This is a genomic window from Pseudoalteromonas sp. S3260, from assembly GCF_005886925.1.
Classification (GTDB): Bacteria; Pseudomonadota; Gammaproteobacteria; order Enterobacterales; family Alteromonadaceae; genus Pseudoalteromonas; species Pseudoalteromonas tetraodonis.
Genome location: NZ_PNCV01000042.1, coordinates 97,433 through 115,963, shown reverse-complemented (window position 1 = coordinate 115,963; position 18,531 = coordinate 97,433). Strand labels below are relative to the sequence as shown.

Below are 18,531 nucleotides of genomic sequence, written 5' to 3'. Positions count from 1 at the left end.
CTCGCGCCGCGATTAAACCGCTCTTAGTTTGAACAAATTTTAATCCGCAAAGGTCAACAGACCCTAGCATTAATTACATTTAATAAACGCTTAAAGCTAGTTTGCACTAGCCAAAAACTAAATCTCGTTTACGCACTTACTTAGCGAGCACGGAATACGATACGACCTTTCGATAAATCGTAAGGAGTCATTTCTACCGTTACTTTATCGCCGGTTAAAATACGGATATAGTTTTTGCGCATTTTACCTGAAATATGAGCCACAACTACGTGACCATTTTCTAGCTCAACTCGGAACATTGTATTTGGTAAAGTATCAAGGACTGTCCCTTGCATTTCGATTACGTCTTCTTTCGCCATGTTTAGCGTAACACCTCTTTAATAGTTAAACGCTGCAGATTTTGCCCAAAATACGCCAATAAGTAAAGGCGCAGGGGCTATTTTTGTAAATTAAATAGCCAGCCACTGGTCATTGCACTGTTTTTGAGCAGGTAAAAACTGCGTTTTATAGTTCATTTTGTCGCATTCATCTATTTGATAGCCTAAATAAACAAACTGTTTGCGCTGCTGTTTAGCAAATTTAAGCTGCTGTAATATCATTACAGTGCCTAAACTAAAGTGTTCGTAGTCAGGGTCAAAAAATGTATAAATGGCCGAAATAGCGTTGTCCATACAATCAGTTACAGCAACAGCTACTAAGTTTTCTTGATCCCAAAGCTCAATAAAAGTAATGGTTAACCAACTACAAAACAAAAAGCTTTGAAATTGTGATTTATCAGGCGGATACATACTACCGTCTTGGTGGCGCAAGCTAATGTATTTACTGTAAAGTGGATAGTATTGTTCGCGTTCAACTTGAGAATATTTTACCTCAAAGCGGTTTTTTGCTTTGTTAAGTTTACGTTTTTGCGATTTTGTCGGTATAAACTTATCAGCTAAAACGCGCACAGAACTACACGCGCTGCAAATAGGGCAGTGCGGACGGTAAATTTGGTTACCGCTGCGACGAAAGCCTAATGCTAATAATGACTCAAACTTATTGCTGCTGTAACAACTTGGATCGAGTATCACCAGCAATTGCTCTTGGCGATCAGGTAAATAACTGCACTCAAATGGTTGGCTTAGGCCAATACGAGCCGGAAGTTGTTCATTCATATATCGCGATTAGCTCCTGTGGCTGCCACATACTGGCAGCTGGGGTGTAACACTGTGCTTTATTAAGTTTAGTTAAAAATTCTTCACGTGGAATCACGCTGGCACCTAACGACATTAAATAAGGATTTTCTAATTGGCAATCAATAAAATGCGCATTGTGGCGTTTAAGCCAATTAACCAGCGCCCACATAGCCAGTTTGGAACAATTTGTTTGATGATGAAACATTGATTCACCACAAAAAACACCTGTTTGCATGATGCCATATAAGCCACCTGCAAGCTCTCCCTCGCGCCAAACCTCTAAACTATGAGCTAGGCCATTGTGATGGGCATTAATGTACGCCTGTTGCATTTGCAAAGTGATCCAGGTGCCATCGGTATCAATGCGTTGATCGCGACATGCTTCTATCACTTCTTCAAAGGCATGGTTTATGGTTACGGTGACCGGGTGTTTTTTTAAATGCTTACGTAGACTTTTACTAACATGAAAGTCATTGAGCTCAACAATACCGCGTTCACTAGGCGACCACCACATAATTGGCTCGTGTTCACTAAACCACGGAAAAATACCTTGGCTGTAGGCATTTTTTAATCGCGTTACCGATAAGCATCCACCAATGGCAAGTAAACCATCGGGATCATCTAATGCATGGTTGGGATCAGGAAAAGCAAAGTGGCTTTGAGCGAGTTGATAGAGTTGTTTAGTCATAACACCGATTGAATAACTGCATGGTCAAGGTAAAGTGTAACCTGTTGCTTTAAAATCACAAACCACAAATTATTGTGTTGTCCAAAGGGTTGAGCAGGGCTTACATTCCTGTTAGGTAAATTTTAGACATAAAAAAAGCGCGTTAAAAAACGCGCTTAATTAAATAGTAAACTAATCGAATTAGCTAACCACTTTTACAGGTACTGCTTGTCCAGCGTTAAACTTAGTTGTCATTGCTTCTTCAACAGGTGTAAACGAGGTAAGGTCAATACCTTCAACCGCAGACTTATACTCTTCGATAGTCGGGAAACGACCAAGTACAGTAGAAAGTACTACAACCGGCGTAGAACCTAGTAGTGACTCACCTTTTTTCTCAGATGTATCGGCTACTACACGGCCTTGGAACAGACGAGTTGATGTTGCGATAACAGTGTCACCAGGTTCAGCTTTTTCTTGGTTACCCATACATAAGTTACAACCAGGGCGTTCTAGGTATAGGATATTTTCATACTTAGTACGTGCCGCTGTTTTTGGTTTTTCATCGTCAAATTCAAAACCTGCGTATTTAGCAAGAATATCCCAGTCGCCTTCCGCTTTAAGCTCATCAACAATGTTGTATGTTGGTGGCGCAACAACTAATGGTGCTTTGAATGAGATAGAACCGTTTTTCTTTTCTAGGTTACGTAGCATGTGAGCAATAATTTTCATATCGCCTTTGTGAACCATACACGAACCAACGAAACCTAAATCAACAGGTTTGTCGTTGTAAAAAGAAACAGGGCGGATCACATCGTGAGTATAACGTTTAGAAACATCATCGTTGTTCACGTCTGGATCGGCAATCATTGGCTCAACGATTTGGTCCAAATCAACCACAACTTCTGCGTGGTATTTAGCGTTGTCGTCTGGAGAAAGTGCTGGCTCTTCACCAGATTGAATACCTGCAATACGCTTGTCAGCTAAGTCGATTAGACCTTGTAGCGTTTGCGCTTCGTTATCCATACCTTTGTTGATCATGATTTGGATACGTGATTTAGCAAGTTCAATTGACTTAATTAGCGTTTCATCATTTGAAATACAGATTGACGCTTTCGCTTTCATTTCTGCAGTCCAGTCAGTGAAAGTAAACGCTTGGTCAGCCATTAGGGTACCAATATGAACTTCAATGATACGACCTTGGAACACGTTTTCGCCGCCAAATTGCTTAAGCATTTGCGCTTGCGTTGCATGAACAACATCGCGGAAATCCATGTGCTTAGCCATTTTGCCTTTAAACGTCACTTTAACTGAATCAGGAATCGGCATCGCTGATTCACCGGTTGCAAGTGCAACAGCAACGGTGCCTGAATCGGCACCAAAGGCAACGCCTTTAGACATACGTGTATGCGAGTCACCACCGATGATGATAGCGCGATCATCAATGGTAATGTCGTTCAATACTTTGTGAATAACGTCAGTCATTGCATGATAAACGCCTTTCGGGTCACGTGCAGTGATCAAACCAAACTTATTCATAAACGCCATTAGTTTAGGAATGTTAGCTTGTGCTTTGCTATCCCATACTGATGCAGTGTGACAACCAGACTGATAAGCACCATCAACAAGTGGTGAAATCGTTGAAGCAGCCATCGCTTCTAATTCTTGTGCTGTCATTGGACCGGTTGTATCTTGCGAACCAACGATGTTCACTTTAACGCGAACATTTGAGCCTGCGTGAAGTGGCGTATCTGATAGTACACCTACTGCATTACGGTTAAAGATTTTTTCAACCGCTGTTAAGCCTTGGCCTTCATGTGAAATTTCTTTTGAAGGTGCATACACAAGTGGGGTTTCAATGCCGAGTGTTTCAGCAGCAAACGTTTGTAGTTTTTTACCGAATACAACAGCGTAAGAACCACCGGCTCTCATGAATTCAACTTTTTGCGGTGTGAATGCTGACGAAATATCAACAAGTTCTTTATCACCGTTATAAAGCTTTTTCTCTTTAGTATTGATTGTTAACACAGTACCGGTAGCAACAGAGTACGCTTCTTCAAGCACTGCATCACCATTGTCATCAGTCACTGTATTGCCGTTTGCGTCTACTTTTTTAACCCAGTTTTTAAGGTCAAGACCAATACCGCCAGTTACATCAACGGTTGTTAGGAAGATTGGCGCAATACCATTGGTACCTGCAACAACAGGTGCAATATTGATGAAAGGAACGTATGGGCTTGCTTGTTTACCCGCCCAAAGTGCTACGTTATTCACACCAGACATACGAGATGAACCAACGCCCATCGTGCCTTTTTCAGCAATAAGCATTACTTTAGCGTTAGGGTGTTTCTTTTGAAGTGCAACAATTTCTTGTTGTGCTTCTTCAGTGATCATGCATTTACCGTGTAATTCACGGTCAGCACGTGAATGTGCTTGGTTACCTGGAGATAGTAAATCAGTTGAGATGTCGCCTTCACCGGCAATATAGGTTACTACATCGATTTTTTCTTCGATGTCAGGTAATTTTGTGAAGAATTCAGCTTGTGCGAAACTCTCTAGTAACTCTTTAGCAATAGCATTGCCTGCTTCGTATGCCGCTTTTATGCGCGCCATATCTGCATCGTATAAGAATACTTGAGTCTTAAGTACTTCAGCCGCTTGTGCTGCGATTGTTGCGTCATCAGCAAATACTAAATCAATTAGCATTTCAATTGACGGGCCGCCTTTCATGTGTGAAAGCAGTTCAAATGCGAATTCTGGAGTGATCTCTGCAACTTGCTCTTCACCCAAAATAATTTCTTTTAGAAACTGTGCTTTAACGCCCGCAGCACTGGTTGTTCCTGGTAATGTATTAAAGATAAAGAAATGCAGTGAATCTTTACGGTGCTCGTTATTAGTATCTTTAATTTGATTAATGATTTCTGATACTAGTTCAGCGCTATCGATTGGTTGTGGGTTTAATCCAAGCTCCGTTTTACGGGTTTGGATTTCTTCCATATATTTTGTATACAAACTCATAGAAAACTCTCGGTATTTTACTTGATATGAAGTTAAGCATTTTAACTGATTTTACAGTCTCTAGTAATGCCTAAATGAATAAAGCTTTTCTGCCTAACTATAATTATAGCTAGTTTTACTTACTATACTTTGACGATATTCATTGCTCGAACTTAGATCCTATCGCACCTAAGCCATTAATTGTATAAATATGATTGATTCCGAGTATAAGTGTGGTGAATGTTGATGCGACTGCAATGAGTACTTTTCGGTGTTGGATGAGCCTTTATAATTTTGGGCCACAAAAAAAGGGCTGAAAATTCAGCCCTTACTATATGTTGTGTAAACTTATAGGTTATCTAAGAAACGCTCAGCATCAAGTGCTGCCATACAGCCAGTACCAGCAGAAGTGATTGCTTGACGGTAGATATGATCAGACACATCACCTGCAGCAAAAACACCTGGTACACTTGTTTGTGTTGCATTGCCGTTTAGGCCTGACTCAACCACTAAGTAGCCGTCTTTCATTTCAAGTTGGCCAACAAACATATCAGTATTTGGTTTATGACCAATTGCAATAAATACGCCCGCTAAATCAATTTCTTCAGTGGCTTCTGAGTTTGCATCCTTGATACGAACACCGGTAACACCCATTTGGTCGCCCAGTACTTCATCAAGCGTACGGTTATAATGCATGACTACGTTACCGTTTGCTGCTTTTTCAGCGAGGCGATCGGCTAAGATTTTTTCACTGCGGAAGCTATCACGACGGTGAATTACATGTACTTCATCAGCAATGTTCGATAAATAAAGCGCTTCTTCAACCGCGGTATTACCACCGCCAACAACCGCAACTTTTTGACCTTTATAGAAAAAACCATCACAGGTTGCACATGCTGACACACCACGGCCTTGGAAGTTAGTTTCAGACTCTAGGCCCAAGTACTTAGCAGATGCACCCGTTGCAATGATCAGCGCATCACACGTGTAAGTACCTTGGTCGCCAGTTAGCGTGAAAGGGCGCTTAGATACATCAACAGTGTGTATGTGATCAAAGACAATTTCAGTTTCAAAACGCTCGGCATGCTCTTTCATACGATCCATTAATGCTGGACCTGTTAAACCGTGAGCATCGCCCGGCCAGTTTTCAACTTCAGTCGTTGTTGTAAGTTGACCGCCTTGTTGCATACCGGTGATCAATACCGGGTTTAAATTTGCGCGTGCTGCGTAAACTGCTGCAGTGTAACCCGCAGGTCCAGATCCTAAAATTAGCAACTTACAATGTTTTACTTCACTCATGTTTTTATATCCTAAACGTTTAATAGCGTATTAATGCGCTCGATTTTAAGAGAAACAAGAGGGAAGTAAATAAAAGCGGCGATTATTTTTTTTTCTAAATCACAAAGCTGTCAAATATTGTGTACTAGAATCATGATAAGTGTACGATTTGTATGATATCTGAGCTATTAATTCAGTATTAACTCAGCATGCGACGTTAATTCATGACCAAGCTGTGTTTTTTTGATATGTTTTAACTAATTTTGATTTGTGACCCTGATTAAGGGTGACCTAAGTGAATAGGCAATTATGTTATTTTGGCAGGAAAAACCCGCGTACGGGTTGACTTCAAAAGACGTTAACGTCTTAACCAATGCACAAGAATATCGCACGCATTTACTAGCACTGATTGCGCAGGCAAAAACACGTATTTATATTACGACACTTTATCTGCAAGATGATGAAGCAGGGCGTGAAGTGTTAGCAGCGTTACATCAGGCTTCATTAGCAAACCCCGCATTAGATGTAAAAGTGTTGGTTGACTTTCATCGTGCCCAACGCGGTTTAATTGGTGCAGAAAAGTCTGAGGGCAATGCAAGCTTATATTGCGACAGCTTAGAGAAGTTTAATTCAAACGTTCAAGTGTATGGTGTTCCCGTAAAGGCAAAAGAACTGTTTGGGGTATTGCATTTAAAAGGCTTTGTTATAGACGATACATTGCTTTACAGCGGTGCCAGTTTAAATAATGTGTATTTGCAATATAGCGACCGATACCGACTCGATCGCTACTTTTTAGTCTTGCAAAGCGAATTATGTGACTCAGTAGTCGATTTTATTGAATCAACTTTATTAAGCTCTGAAGCGGTACCAAGAATAGATCAACGACCGCTTAAACGCATGGCTGACTTTAAACTTGAACAAAAGCAACTTATGCGTGAGCTTAAATCGGCAAGCTATAAAAGTGCGCAGCACTTGAATACTCATGCAATGGGTATTCGTTTATTTTTAGGATTAGGCCGTCGTAATAATGAGCTTAATCGCTTAATTAAAGCGTTATTTGATACCACCGAGCAAGAGCTGGTGTTATACACGCCGTATTTTAATTTTCCGGCGCCATTAATGCGCTCTTTACGCAGGTTATTAAAGCAAGGTAAACAAGTTACTATTGTGGTGGGTGATAAAACCGCAAACGATTTTTATCTGCCACCTAGCGAGCCATTTAGTAAAATTGGTGCACTGCCGTATTTATACGAAACTATTTTGCACAAGTTTGTAAAATCGCAAAAACGCCACATAGATAATGGCAACCTAAACGTATACCTTTGGAAACACGAGAGTAACTCGTTCCATCTAAAAGGGATTTGCTGCGACCGTAAAATGCATTTACTTAGTGGGCATAACCTAAATCCGCGCGCGTGGGGGCTGGATATCGAAAATGGCATTCTGATAGAAGATCCTGAACAATCTATCATGCGCGATATTGATAATGAACGCCAAGAAATTTTAAAGCATTGTCGTCGTTTAACCGGCCCAGATGATCTAGAAACCATGGACGATTACCCACAGCCAGTGAAAAAACTGCTTGGTCAAGCTAAGCGCGTAAAAGTCGACTTTATTATTAAACGATTTATATAACATTAAGGTCTGTTAACCACAGACCCTAAAATTTAGATACAAAAAAAGCAGCTAATTAGCTGCTTTTTTAATGCTTATACCTAAATTATGGCTTAGGTATAAGCGGTAACAATAATAGTTACGCGTTTTCTACTGCAGTGCGTGGGTCAACATATTCCATATTGAACGCTTCAGCTACTTCTTTGTAAGTTACTTGGCCTTTAATTACGTTTAAGCCTTTTAAGAAGTGAGCGTCATCTAGTAGTGCCTTTTTGTAACCTTTGTTTGCAAGGTTAATAATGAACGGCAATGTTGCATTGTTAAGTGCAAACGTAGATGTACGTGGAACAGCACCTGGCATGTTAGCAACACAGTAGTGAACAACTTCATCAACGATGAAAGTAGGATCAGCGTGCGTAGTTGCTTTAGACGTAGCAATACAACCACCTTGGTCAATGGCAACATCAACAATTGCAGCACCTGGCTTCATTGCTTTAATGTGTTCAGCAGTCACTAGCTTAGGTGCAGCAGCACCCGGGATAAGTACGCCACCAATTACTAAATCAGCTTCAAGTACGTGCTTTTCAAGCGCGTCAGCTGTTGAATAAATAGCTTTAACTTTATTACCAAACTGTGCGTCTAGTGCACGTAATACGTCGATGTTACGGTCAAGTACAACAACCTCAGCACCTAGGCCAACGGCCATTTGTGCAGCGCTTCGACCAACCATGCCGCCGCCAATAACAACTACTTTAGCTGGCTCAACACCTGGTACACCACCTAGCAACATACCACGACCGTGGTTTGCTTTTTCTAGCGCTTGTGCACCTGCTTGAATAGACATACGGCCAGCAACTTCACTCATTGGCGCTAGAAGTGGTAAACCACCGCGTGAATCAGTCACAGTTTCATAAGCAATACAGATTGCTTTACTTTTAACAAGGTCTTCAGTTTGTGGAAGATCCGGTGCAAGATGAAGGTAAGTGAAAAGAATTTGGTCTTCACGTAACATTGCACGCTCAACAGCTTGTGGCTCTTTTACCTTGATGATCATTTCTGCTTTTGCAAAAACATCAGCAGCTGTTTCTAAAATTTCAGCGCCTGCTTGAACATAATCATCATTTGTAAAACCAATGCCCATACCAGCGTTAGTTTCAACAATCACTTGGTGGCCGTGATTTACAAGTTCGCGAACACTCGCAGGAACCATACCTACACGGTACTCATGGTTTTTAATTTCTTTAGGTACACCAATAATCATAATTTTGCCTTGTTAGAACGGGATAAAAATTTTTCACTATTATATTCATGCTAGGGTAGTGTGTCTCACCTTTTTTTAAGCTCTTTGTAGTGTTAGTATCTGTAAAATTAATTTTATTAGAATAAAAAACTAAAAAGCCATGCATAACTTATTAGACCGTATTGATCGCAAAATTTTAGTCGAATTACAACTTGATGGCCGCCTGTCAAATGTTGAACTGGCCCGACGAGTTGGCCTAAGCGCCACGCCCTGTTTAGAGCGAGTGAAAAAGCTCGAACGAGAAGGGTATATTTTAGGCTACAAAGCAGTGGTTGATCCCGCCAAGCTTGGTCAAGGGCTTTCTGTGTATGTAGAAGTAACCATTACCAAAACATCGCCCGACGTATTTGAAGAGTTTAGTGCTGCTGTTAGAAAGCACAAAGAAATTATAGAATGTCATTTGGTTTCGGGTAATTTCGACTTTTTATTAAAAACCCGAGTTAACGATATGTCAGAATATCGCGGCGTGCTCGGTGATATACTATTAAAGCTGCCCAATGTGAGTGAAAGCCGCACCTATGTAGTCATGGAAGAAGTAAAGGGTGAAGAGGGTGTGGTGATCCGTCCTTTTGTTGCTTAATGATAGAGTAACAGCCTTTAAAATACTTTTATTGTTGCAGTCAATTTTGCTTGGCTTGGAAAAAGCCGATTAAATAATAAAAACTTGTTCATAATCAGGCCATCATGGTTAAGATAGAGTGCATCAAAATACATTTCCTGCTAAGGTATTCTATTGCCAAGTGAGTGTAAAAAATAATAATGAGGGATAGGTAATTATGCGCCTAAACGGTGTGCAAAGACTATTAGAAACGGGGCTGATCGTCAGCACCTTTGCAGCGGTATTTATTTTATGTGCTTTAATTAGTTTTCATCCTGCCGATCCTGCTTGGTCGCAAACGGGTGAATTTACCAACGTACAAAATATAACGGGTACAGCGGGCGCGTGGGTGGCCGACATACTATTACTTACCTTTGGCTGGCTTGCCTATTTTGTGCCAGCGGCTATTCAGCTGCTAGGTTACTTGGTGTTTAAGCAGCCACACCGTATTTTACAACTCGATTACACCACACTTGGATTACGCATTATTGGTTTTGCGCTGTTTATTACCTCAGCAACTGCTATTAGCAGTATTAATTTTGATGATATTTATAATTTTTCATCCGGTGGGGTAGTGGGCGATGTGATTGCATCAGCCATGATGCCAGCGTTTAATTTTACCGGTACCTCTATTTTACTACTGTGTTTCTTTTTTGCAGGGCTAACGTTATTAACGGGTGTGTCGTGGGTACAATTTGTTGATTACTTAGGTGATTTAATTGTTCGATTATACCGCTTTTTGGTGACCTATGCCCGGGGCTGGATGCAACGCGAACGCACTGCAGGTAAAGTACAAGACGAGCAACCTGATGCCTATTTTGAAAACGATACACGCCAACAAGAACCTGAGCTTGCTAATAAAGTAGCAGACAAACCAAAAGCAATTGATAAACCAGCAACTAAGGTTAATGCCCCTCAAGACGACGAATTTATGCCGTTTGACGAACTTGACCAAATACTCGATCAAGAAATTAGCTTTAGCGCCATAGACGATGAACCGATGGACACAGAAGCAGCACTTAACGCGCTGGATCAAAGCCCTGTGGTTGAACCTGAAAAACCAGCAACAACCGTGGTTTCACCAGCAAGGCCAATTAACAAGCCAAAACAAGGGTTTCAACCGCCGCCAACTGCAAAAGAAAAGTTTGAGCAATTATTAGAGCAAGAGCCACCTCCGGGGCCATTGCCATCACTTGATTTACTCGACAGACCCGACAAAGCTAAAAACCCCATTTCGCAAGAAGAGCTTGATAGCGTATCACGCCTTGTAGAAACAAAATTACTTGATTTTAACGTACAAGCAACCGTGGTTGGAGTATATCCAGGCCCTGTTGTTACTCGTTTTGAGCTTGATTTAGCACCGGGTATTAAGGTGTCTAAAATTACTGGGCTGTCAAAAGATTTAGCGCGCTCACTTTCGGCAATTAGTGTGCGCGTGGTAGAAGTTATTCCGGGTAAAACCTATATAGGTATTGAGCTGCCTAATAAATACCGTGAAATTGTGCGTTTATCAGAAGTCATAAACGCGCCTAAGTTTGAGCAAAATCCATCGCCATTAACCATGGTGCTAGGTAAAGACATTGCAGGGCAACCTGTGTGTGCCGACTTAGGTAAAATGCCACATTTATTAGTGGCCGGTACAACCGGTTCAGGTAAGTCAGTGGGCGTTAATGTAATGATATTAAGCTTACTGTATAAATCGGGCCCTGAAGATGTTCGCATGATCATGATTGACCCGAAAATGCTTGAACTTTCTGTTTACGAAGGCATTCCGCATTTATTATGTGAAGTTGTGACCGACATGAAAGAAGCGGCTAACGCACTGCGTTGGTGTGTAGGTGAAATGGAACGCCGCTATAAGCTGATGTCGGCTTTAGGGGTACGTAACTTAAAAGGTTACAATCAAAAAGTAATGGAAGCCAAAGAAGCGGGCTACCCAATTATGGACCCATTATTTAAAGATACCGATGGCATGAAAGACGGCCCAGATGAGCTAGATAAATTACCTAGCATAGTGGTGGTTATTGACGAATTTGCCGACATGATGATGATTGTAGGTAAAAAAGTTGAAGAGTTAATTGCTCGTATTGCGCAAAAAGCGCGTGCTGCGGGTATTCACTTAATATTGGCAACGCAGCGTCCGTCGGTTGATGTAATAACCGGTTTAATTAAAGCGAATATACCTACACGTATGGCGTTTCAGGTATCAAGTAAAATAGATTCGCGCACCATACTGGATCAACAAGGCGCAGAGAATTTATTAGGCATGGGTGACATGCTTTATTTACCGCCAGGCACCAGTGTGCCAGAGCGTGTGCATGGCGCGTTTGTAGACGACCATGAAGTACATGCCGTGGTAAACGATTGGAAAGCTCGTGCTAAACCAAATTACATAGATGAAATTTTAAATGGCGATGCCACTGAAGATATTTTATTACCAGGGGAAGCAAGCGAAAATGGCGATGAAGAGTCAGATCCGTTATACGACGAAGCGGTCGCCTTTGTAATAGAAACCGGTAAAGTATCGGTATCGTCAGTACAACGTAAATTACGTGTAGGCTATAACCGTGCTGCACGATTAGTAGAACAAATGGAAACATCAGGTATCGTGAGTGCACCAGGACATAACGGCGCGCGCGATGTATTAGTACCTAATGGAGCAAATTAATGAAAAAATTAAGTAGTTTATTATTAGTGCTTGGTAGTTTAGTGGCGATGCCAAGCTTTGCTGACGACAGCCAAGCATTACAAGATAAGTTATCGACTTTAAAAAGCTTTAAAGCACAATTTAAACAAAACGTAACCGACGGTGAAGGCCAACTGGTAATGCAAGGCCAAGGTAATATTGCGTTGCAACAGCCATTAATGATCCGCTGGCAGCAAACTAACCCAGACGACACTTTATTTGTATCAAACGGTGATAAAACCTATTACTTTGATAGCTTTGCTGAGCAAGTAACCATTATGAAAACCAGCGGTTTAATTGACTCTACACCGTTTATATTGCTCACCTCTAAAGACCCTGCGCAATGGGAAAAATACAGCGTGCTTGCCACCGATTTAGGCTTTAGCATTACCCCAAATAAAGGCGTAGAAAGCCAAGTAGAGCAGCTTGATATTACTTTTGCTGATAACGAGAAAGGGCTTGCAAAACTGGTGGTTAAAGATAGCTCAGGCCAGCTATCTGCGTTTACATTTAGCAATGCACAGGTTAATACTGAGCTTGATAAAACAACTTTTGAATTTACCCCGCCAGCGGGTGTAGAAATAGACGATCAGAGTAACGGTGAGTAATTTAGGATTTAACTTTGGGCCCGATGTGCGCCCACTCGCTGCGCGTATGCGTCCTTTATCGCTTAACGATTACATAGGGCAGCAACATTTACTCAGCGCTGATAAACCGCTTCATCAAGCGATAGTAGCAGGGCGCTGCCATAGTTTAATTTTATGGGGGCCGCCGGGGGTAGGTAAAACTACGCTGGCGCAAATTATTGCCAACCATGCAGACGCTGAACTAATTCAAATGTCGGCAGTAACCGCTGGCGTAAAAGATATTCGCGATAGCGTAACCCAAGCGCGCGATAACTTACAAAGTCGTGGTCAGCGCACTTTGATGTTTGTTGACGAGGTACACCGCTTTAATAAATCTCAGCAAGACGCGTTTTTACCGCATATTGAAGATGGCACTTTTATATTTGTAGGCGCCACCACCGAAAACCCCTCGTTTGCGCTTAATAATGCGATTTTATCTCGCGCAAGGGTGTATGTATTAAAATCCTTGCAGGAAAGCGATTTATACACAGTAATAGAGCGCGCACTCAAACAAGACGAACAACTTAGCCAAAAGCAAATCGTGATTGCAGATAACGCCAAACAAGCGCTGTGCCAAGCAAGCGGTGGCGATGCACGTAAAGTGCTTAATTTACTCGAGCAAGCAGTCGATTTAACCACTGAGCAAAACGGCAAGTACAACGTAGACGAACAGGTACTGAGCCAAGTACTGCCCACCCATTTAGCCAAATACGATAAAGGCGGCGATGAATTTTACGATTTAATTTCGGCGTTTCATAAATCGGTGCGAGGCAGTTCGCCAGATGGTGCGCTTTACTGGTACTGCCGTATTTTAGCCGGTGGCGGCGACCCGCTTTACGTTGCAAGGCGCTTATTAGCGATTGCTACAGAGGACATCGGCAACGCCGATCCGCGCGCGATGGAAGTGGCTTTAAACGCATGGGATATTTTTCAGCGTGTTGGCCCAAGCGAAGGTGAGCGCGCCATTGCACAGGCCACTTTGTACTTGGCTAGTGCACCTAAAAGTAATGCGGTTTATATGGCGTTTAATCAAGCCAAACAAGACGCTAAAAACGAGCCAAGCTACCCAGTACCAGAGCATTTACGCAACGCCCCCACCAATTTAATGAAAGACTTAGGCTATGGCGCAGAGTATCGTTACGCGCATAACGAAGAAGGCGCATTTGCTGCTGGCGAAAAATACCTACCGCCAGAAATGGATGGCAAACAATACTACCAGCCAAGTGATCGTGGACTTGAACAAAAAATTAAACAAAAGCTCGATTATTTAAAAGAGCGCGACGCACAAAGCCCAGTAAAACGTTATGAGCATGATTAAACTTTACATGATGATAGCCCTTGGCGGAGCGTCAGGAGCCTGTTTACGGTTTTTTATTAGCGAAACCATGCTAAAACTCCTCGGTAGGGGATTCCCTTTTGGCACGTTGACGGTTAATATTCTGGGTTCATTGTTGATGGGCATTTTGTACGGTTTAATCGATAAGCAGGTTATTGCCGTGAGTCCCGCTAAAACCCTCATCGGAATTGGCTTTTTAGGTGCGTTAACCACCTTTTCAACATTCTCAATGGATTCGTTGTTGTTATTACAACAAGGTCACTTTATTAAAATGGCCCTCAATATCATCTTAAACGTGATGGTGTGTATTTTTATGGCTTGGCTGGGCCTTCAGCTAGTAATGCAAAAAGGTTAAAAAACTAACATGTTAGATTCTAAATATTTACGTCAAGATGTCGAACAAACTGCAGCACGTTTAGCCGCACGTGGTTATAAACTAGATGTAGCGGTAGTGACTGAACTTGAAGAAAAACGCAAAACATTACAAGTAAAAACGCAAGAACTTCAAAGTCAACGTAATGCCAGTGCTAAAGCCATTGGTCAAGCAAAAGCAAAAGGCGAAGATGCACAGCCATTGCTAGACGCAGTTGCTAACTTAGGCAGCGAGTTAGACGCAGCTAAAGCTGAGCAAGACGGAGTGTTAGAAGCAATTAAACAAATCGCGCTTGCTATACCAAACTTACCGGACGAGTCGGTACCAGAAGGCGCTGACGAAGACGACAACGTAGAAATTTTAACGTGGGGTACACCAAAAAAGTACGATTTTGAGGTAAAAGATCACGTTGACGTAGGGCAAGACCTAAACGGCCTAGACTTTGAAATGGGCGTTAAAATTAGTGGCGCACGTTTTACCGTAATGCGCGGCCAAGTAGCACGTATGCACCGTGCACTTACCCAATACATGCTAGACACCCACACAGACACAAACGGCTACACAGAAATGTATGTACCGTACTTAGTTAATAGCGCAAGCCTTTACGGCACAAGCCAATTACCTAAGTTTGCCGGCGATTTATTCCACACATTAGGCCTAGTGAACGATGATGGCGAGCAACAAGCTGGCTTTAGCTTAATTCCGACGGCAGAAGTACCGCTTACAAACAGTGCCCGTGATGAAATTTACGAAGAAAGCGATTTACCTATTCGCTTAACAGCACACACACCGTGTTTTAGAAGTGAAGCAGGCAGCTACGGCCGCGATACACGCGGTTTAATCCGTCAGCACCAATTTGATAAAGTAGAGCTTGTACAGCTTGTAAAACCAGAAGATTCAATGCAAGCACTCGAAGAGCTAACAGGCCATGCTGAGCAAATTTTACAAGCGCTAGAATTGCCATACCGTAAAGTGATTTTATGCATGGGCGACATGGGCTTTGGCGCAGCAAAAACATACGATTTAGAAGTATGGTTACCAGCGCAAGACACGTACCGCGAAATTTCGTCTTGTTCAAACATGGTTGATTTCCAAGCACGCCGTATGCAAGCTCGTTTTCGTCGTGAAGGCGCTAAAAAACCAGAGCTTTTACACACACTAAACGGCTCAGGTTTAGCGGTAGGGCGTACACTTGTAGCCATACTAGAAAACTACCAACAAGCTGACGGTTCAGTAGTCGTGCCAGAAGTATTACGCCCATACATGAGTGGACTTGAAGTGATTGGTAAAGCGTAAAATACTAGCTTTAAGCTAAAAGCTTTAGAAAGAAAGCCGCTGTTTTAACGAACAGCGGCTTTTTTTGTGGGTTCAGGAAAAGGTGAAAGGGAAAAGGTTCAAGGCGAAAGTAAAAGTCTAATTTACGCTATTTGTCAGTAAAAGTAATAAACCTGCCTTTATTGTTTATTTGCACAACACTTTTTGTCCAATATTACTGATCTCCACCATTTTGGTGTTTTTCTGCATCCAGTAAATTTAGATGAGAGCTAACTAATTGTTTACATGTGCTTATTCGCTGGTTACATTAGACTAGTTATTATATTTTGACATTTGTTGGTTTATAAAGCGACAAATGTCGGATACAGAGTTGTTAGGCATTAGGAGAGTATATGGACATTTTTTCCCTAGCTGTTGGATTTGTCGTTGGCGGTTTTACCGGTGCAGCGGGCACTTTTTATGGTAATAAATTTACAGATCAACGACGCAGAAAGGAAAACACAAAAGCGGAGTTCAACCAATGGGAATCTCTCAAACTAAAATTTCCAACAATCATTGAAGAGATGATTGAGGACGTAAAGAATCCTGATTTCGCTGGTGTCCGCACTTTTTTTATTAAATGTAGCCGGACTTCAGTGAATAAATCTGAGCCAAGTTTCGAATACCACACTGATATACATCCAGAATTAAACGCTGCGATTCTATATATGCAAGACTTAGGGTACATTGAAGATATTACGCCTAAGAATTGCCCTTAAATATCAATTCTATGAGCAATTCTACGACTTGTTGAAAAATGCCTAACAAACGCATCAAACCTGACTCCGCAAGCAGGCCAACTTTTTGCAAAACACACGGCGCAAAAATAAAACCAAAGTATCAAATCTTGACTTCAGACATCAGAACTTAAATTCACAAAAGCGCAGCGTCTCTTATCCTCTTTGTAAATTAATTTGCTTTAAACAACATTAACTTTGCCTCTTTTCCATCCGTTAATATCGCTACATTATCTTCAGCAGTGACAAACACATCTCTGAGCCTGCCTGTGGCTTCTGGAAAAATATGAGTCTGGGTGTATTCACCATTCGCTAAATTAACACTGTAGAGCTTTTTATCGACCAATGTAGTAATAAGCACGTGGCGTTGCAGTGAAGGGAAGGCTGCATGGTTAGAACCATAATATGCCATGCCTGATGGGGCGATTGAGGGCGTCCAATCTACGGCTGGTTTAGCCATTCCAGGGTAATCTCTAAAGGGGGAAATACGTGCTTGTGAATAATCGTCGCCGTTGGTTATTACTGGCCACCCGTAATTGGTGCCAGCTGTTAAATAGTTGAGCTCGTCACCGCCTGCGGGGCCGTGTTCGTGGCTGATAATTTGCTGTGTATCGTGATCATAAACCAAGCCTTGCAAGTTACGGTGCCCGAGTGAATAAATGGCATGCGCGTTAGCGTTTTTGTGACTAAGAAACGGGTTATCGCTTGGTATTGTGCCGTTTAAGTTTATGCGTAATGTTTTGCCAAGTTGACTGGTAATAACCTGTGCTTGCTCGCGGTAGTCAAAACCATCACCACTTGAAAATAATAAGGTATTATCAGGCAGCACAAGCGCGCGGCCAGAATAATGCTGCGGTGTGCCTTTATCGGTGGCGACTTTATAAATAATTTTTGGCGTTGAAAATTGCGCACCATCAAACGTGGCTTTGGCTATTACTAGCCTGTTTGCATCAAGCTCACCTTGGGCGTAAGTGAATATAATTTCTTTTGATTCACTGTAATTTGGCGAAAGCACTACATCAAGTAAACCACCTTGCCCTGCAACGTATAAGCCCTCGAAGTTTATTTTAACTCGGGTTTGTTGGTTGTTTTTAATGATAACAACATGGCCATCACGCTCGGTGATTAACCAGGTATTGTTTGGGAGTTTAACCATACTCCATGGTGAATTAAGCCCTGTTGCTAAAGTACTAGCTGTGTATTGCTGTGTTGGTAACTTTGCACTGGCGTGACAAGAAAACGCTAAAAGTGACAGTAGCGTAATACAATATAGAGATTGTTTACCCTGCAAGCCTTTGCTAGTGTAAGGAAAAAGTTTCATTTTAAGTTGAGATAACCATGCAGTTTTTAACACGTATACTCCCGTCATTTTTAGTTTCTTGGTTACTTACATTCACTCTTGCTAGCTTGTTTCATAGTCAATACGTTGTCAATCAATTAGTTAATGTAGGTGTTGTAGTGGGCTTTAATGACCGTGTTAACTTAATCCTTGAAGATTGGCTTGGCTTACTACCGACCTATGGCGCTATTATTGCTGTTGCACTTGCTATCGTGTTTTTGGTTACTTGGTTTATTGCTAAAAAAATGAACAAGCAAGGTACACAGCTATTTGTTATTGCCGGTGTGGTAGCGTTTGCAACGGCGTTAATTGCGATTGAATCTATTATGAATATTACTATTATTGCAGGCGCAAGAGGTTGGGGTTTTTATGCGCAATTGTTTGCAGGTGCAGTAGGGGGTTATGTTTTTGCAAAACTCATTAAGGAAAATAAGCACAAGGCAGCGCATCACGGCTTTTAAGTCAGTATTGGTCTGCAATGTAAAAAGCCGCTA

Annotated in this window: 16 protein-coding genes; 9 read left to right on the top strand and 7 right to left on the bottom strand. The window is 41.8% G+C overall.

Annotation, left to right across the window (positions count from 1 at the left end; genetic code table 11):
• Positions 1-140: 140 nt before the first annotated feature.
• The 5 genes from infA to trxB form a co-directional block, all read right to left on the bottom strand.
• Entirely contained in the window at positions 141-359 is a 219-nt protein-coding gene (gene infA, locus CWC14_RS08620; RefSeq protein WP_002962494.1) for a translation initiation factor IF-1, read from the bottom strand.
• Positions 360-449: 90 nt separating this feature from the next.
• The gene (locus tag CWC14_RS08615; RefSeq protein ID WP_036982898.1) at positions 450-1,154 is read right to left on the bottom strand and encodes an arginyltransferase; all 705 of its coding nucleotides are present in this window, start codon (positions 1,152-1,154) and stop codon (positions 450-452) included.
• Positions 1,147-1,863: a leucyl/phenylalanyl-tRNA--protein transferase gene (gene aat, locus CWC14_RS08610; protein ID WP_138562382.1), complete on the bottom strand. Its 717-nt coding sequence runs from the start codon at positions 1,861-1,863 to the stop codon at positions 1,147-1,149. Before aat ends, CWC14_RS08615 begins: the two co-directional genes overlap by 8 nt.
• A gap of 180 nt (positions 1,864-2,043) precedes the next feature.
• Positions 2,044-4,857, bottom strand: a complete 2,814-nt coding sequence (locus tag CWC14_RS08605) for a bifunctional aconitate hydratase 2/2-methylisocitrate dehydratase (protein ID WP_138562380.1) — start codon at positions 4,855-4,857, stop codon at positions 2,044-2,046.
• A gap of 327 nt (positions 4,858-5,184) precedes the next feature.
• Positions 5,185-6,135: a thioredoxin-disulfide reductase gene (gene trxB / locus CWC14_RS08600; protein ID WP_138562378.1), complete on the bottom strand. Its 951-nt coding sequence runs from the start codon at positions 6,133-6,135 to the stop codon at positions 5,185-5,187.
• A 288-nt stretch (positions 6,136-6,423) separates the two neighbouring features.
• Here trxB and pssA point away from each other — a divergent pair, with 288 nt between their 5' ends.
• On the top strand, positions 6,424-7,749 hold the full coding sequence (gene pssA, locus CWC14_RS08595) for a CDP-diacylglycerol--serine O-phosphatidyltransferase (protein ID WP_138562376.1): 1,326 nt from the start codon (positions 6,424-6,426) through the stop codon (positions 7,747-7,749).
• A 118-nt stretch (positions 7,750-7,867) separates the two neighbouring features.
• Here the strand turns inward: pssA and ald are convergent, their stop codons facing one another.
• Positions 7,868-8,989: an alanine dehydrogenase gene (gene ald / locus CWC14_RS08590; protein ID WP_008110075.1), complete on the bottom strand. Its 1,122-nt coding sequence runs from the start codon at positions 8,987-8,989 to the stop codon at positions 7,868-7,870.
• Between the two features lie 139 nt (positions 8,990-9,128).
• Here ald and lrp point away from each other — a divergent pair, with 139 nt between their 5' ends.
• From lrp to CWC14_RS08555, 7 genes are all read left to right on the top strand, one after another.
• Positions 9,129-9,608, top strand: coding sequence for a leucine-responsive transcriptional regulator Lrp (gene lrp, locus CWC14_RS08585; protein WP_036982893.1), 480 nt, complete (start codon positions 9,129-9,131; stop codon positions 9,606-9,608).
• A 196-nt stretch (positions 9,609-9,804) separates the two neighbouring features.
• Positions 9,805-12,294: a DNA translocase FtsK gene (locus CWC14_RS08580; RefSeq protein WP_138562374.1), complete on the top strand. Its 2,490-nt coding sequence runs from the start codon at positions 9,805-9,807 to the stop codon at positions 12,292-12,294.
• A complete protein-coding gene (gene lolA / locus CWC14_RS08575) occupies positions 12,294-12,920 on the top strand; it encodes an outer membrane lipoprotein periplasmic chaperone LolA (RefSeq protein ID WP_138562372.1) in 627 nt (208 codons plus the stop codon). The genes CWC14_RS08580 and lolA overlap by 1 nt, the downstream gene beginning before the upstream one ends.
• Entirely contained in the window at positions 12,913-14,256 is a 1,344-nt protein-coding gene (locus CWC14_RS08570; RefSeq protein ID WP_138562370.1) for a replication-associated recombination protein A, read from the top strand. Before lolA ends, CWC14_RS08570 begins: the two co-directional genes overlap by 8 nt.
• A complete protein-coding gene (gene crcB / locus CWC14_RS08565) occupies positions 14,249-14,629 on the top strand; it encodes a fluoride efflux transporter CrcB (RefSeq protein ID WP_010389726.1) in 381 nt (126 codons plus the stop codon). The genes CWC14_RS08570 and crcB overlap by 8 nt, the downstream gene beginning before the upstream one ends.
• A gap of 9 nt (positions 14,630-14,638) precedes the next feature.
• Positions 14,639-15,943, top strand: coding sequence for a serine--tRNA ligase (serS, locus tag CWC14_RS08560; RefSeq protein ID WP_138562368.1), 1,305 nt, complete (start codon positions 14,639-14,641; stop codon positions 15,941-15,943).
• 371 nt (positions 15,944-16,314) lie between these two features.
• Positions 16,315-16,680, top strand: a complete 366-nt coding sequence (locus CWC14_RS08555; protein WP_138562366.1) for a hypothetical protein — start codon at positions 16,315-16,317, stop codon at positions 16,678-16,680.
• A gap of 190 nt (positions 16,681-16,870) precedes the next feature.
• On the opposite strand, the gene CWC14_RS08550 is transcribed toward CWC14_RS08555, so the two are convergent.
• A complete protein-coding gene (locus CWC14_RS08550) occupies positions 16,871-18,052 on the bottom strand; it encodes a PQQ-dependent sugar dehydrogenase (protein ID WP_138562364.1) in 1,182 nt (393 codons plus the stop codon).
• On the opposite strand from CWC14_RS08550, the gene CWC14_RS08545 reads away from it, so the two are divergent.
• On the top strand, positions 18,037-18,498 hold the full coding sequence (locus CWC14_RS08545) for a hypothetical protein (RefSeq protein WP_138562362.1): 462 nt from the start codon (positions 18,037-18,039) through the stop codon (positions 18,496-18,498). The genes CWC14_RS08550 and CWC14_RS08545 overlap by 16 nt on opposite strands.
• Positions 18,499-18,531 lie beyond the last annotated feature (33 nt).

Excerpts from the sequence above, each read along its gene's own strand:
- CWC14_RS08615 (WP_036982898.1), bottom strand. The coding sequence starts at position 1,154 with ATGAATGAACAACTTCCGGCTCGTATTGGCCTAAGCCAACCATTTGAG.
- serS (WP_138562368.1), top strand. The coding sequence starts at position 14,639 with ATGTTAGATTCTAAATATTTACGTCAAGATGTCGAACAAACTGCAGCA.
- CWC14_RS08580 (WP_138562374.1), top strand. The coding sequence starts at position 9,805 with ATGCGCCTAAACGGTGTGCAAAGACTATTAGAAACGGGGCTGATCGTC.
- ald (WP_008110075.1), bottom strand. The coding sequence starts at position 8,989 with ATGATTATTGGTGTACCTAAAGAAATTAAAAACCATGAGTACCGTGTA.
- lrp (WP_036982893.1), top strand. The coding sequence starts at position 9,129 with ATGCATAACTTATTAGACCGTATTGATCGCAAAATTTTAGTCGAATTA.
- CWC14_RS08555 (WP_138562366.1), top strand. The coding sequence starts at position 16,315 with ATGGACATTTTTTCCCTAGCTGTTGGATTTGTCGTTGGCGGTTTTACC.
- aat (WP_138562382.1), bottom strand. The coding sequence starts at position 1,863 with ATGACTAAACAACTCTATCAACTCGCTCAAAGCCACTTTGCTTTTCCT.
- crcB (WP_010389726.1), top strand. The coding sequence starts at position 14,249 with ATGATTAAACTTTACATGATGATAGCCCTTGGCGGAGCGTCAGGAGCC.
- lolA (WP_138562372.1), top strand. The coding sequence starts at position 12,294 with ATGAAAAAATTAAGTAGTTTATTATTAGTGCTTGGTAGTTTAGTGGCG.
- CWC14_RS08545 (WP_138562362.1), top strand. The coding sequence starts at position 18,037 with ATGCAGTTTTTAACACGTATACTCCCGTCATTTTTAGTTTCTTGGTTA.
- CWC14_RS08605 (WP_138562380.1), bottom strand. The coding sequence starts at position 4,857 with ATGAGTTTGTATACAAAATATATGGAAGAAATCCAAACCCGTAAAACG.
- infA (WP_002962494.1), bottom strand. The coding sequence starts at position 359 with ATGGCGAAAGAAGACGTAATCGAAATGCAAGGGACAGTCCTTGATACT.
- pssA (WP_138562376.1), top strand. The coding sequence starts at position 6,424 with ATGTTATTTTGGCAGGAAAAACCCGCGTACGGGTTGACTTCAAAAGAC.
- trxB (WP_138562378.1), bottom strand. The coding sequence starts at position 6,135 with ATGAGTGAAGTAAAACATTGTAAGTTGCTAATTTTAGGATCTGGACCT.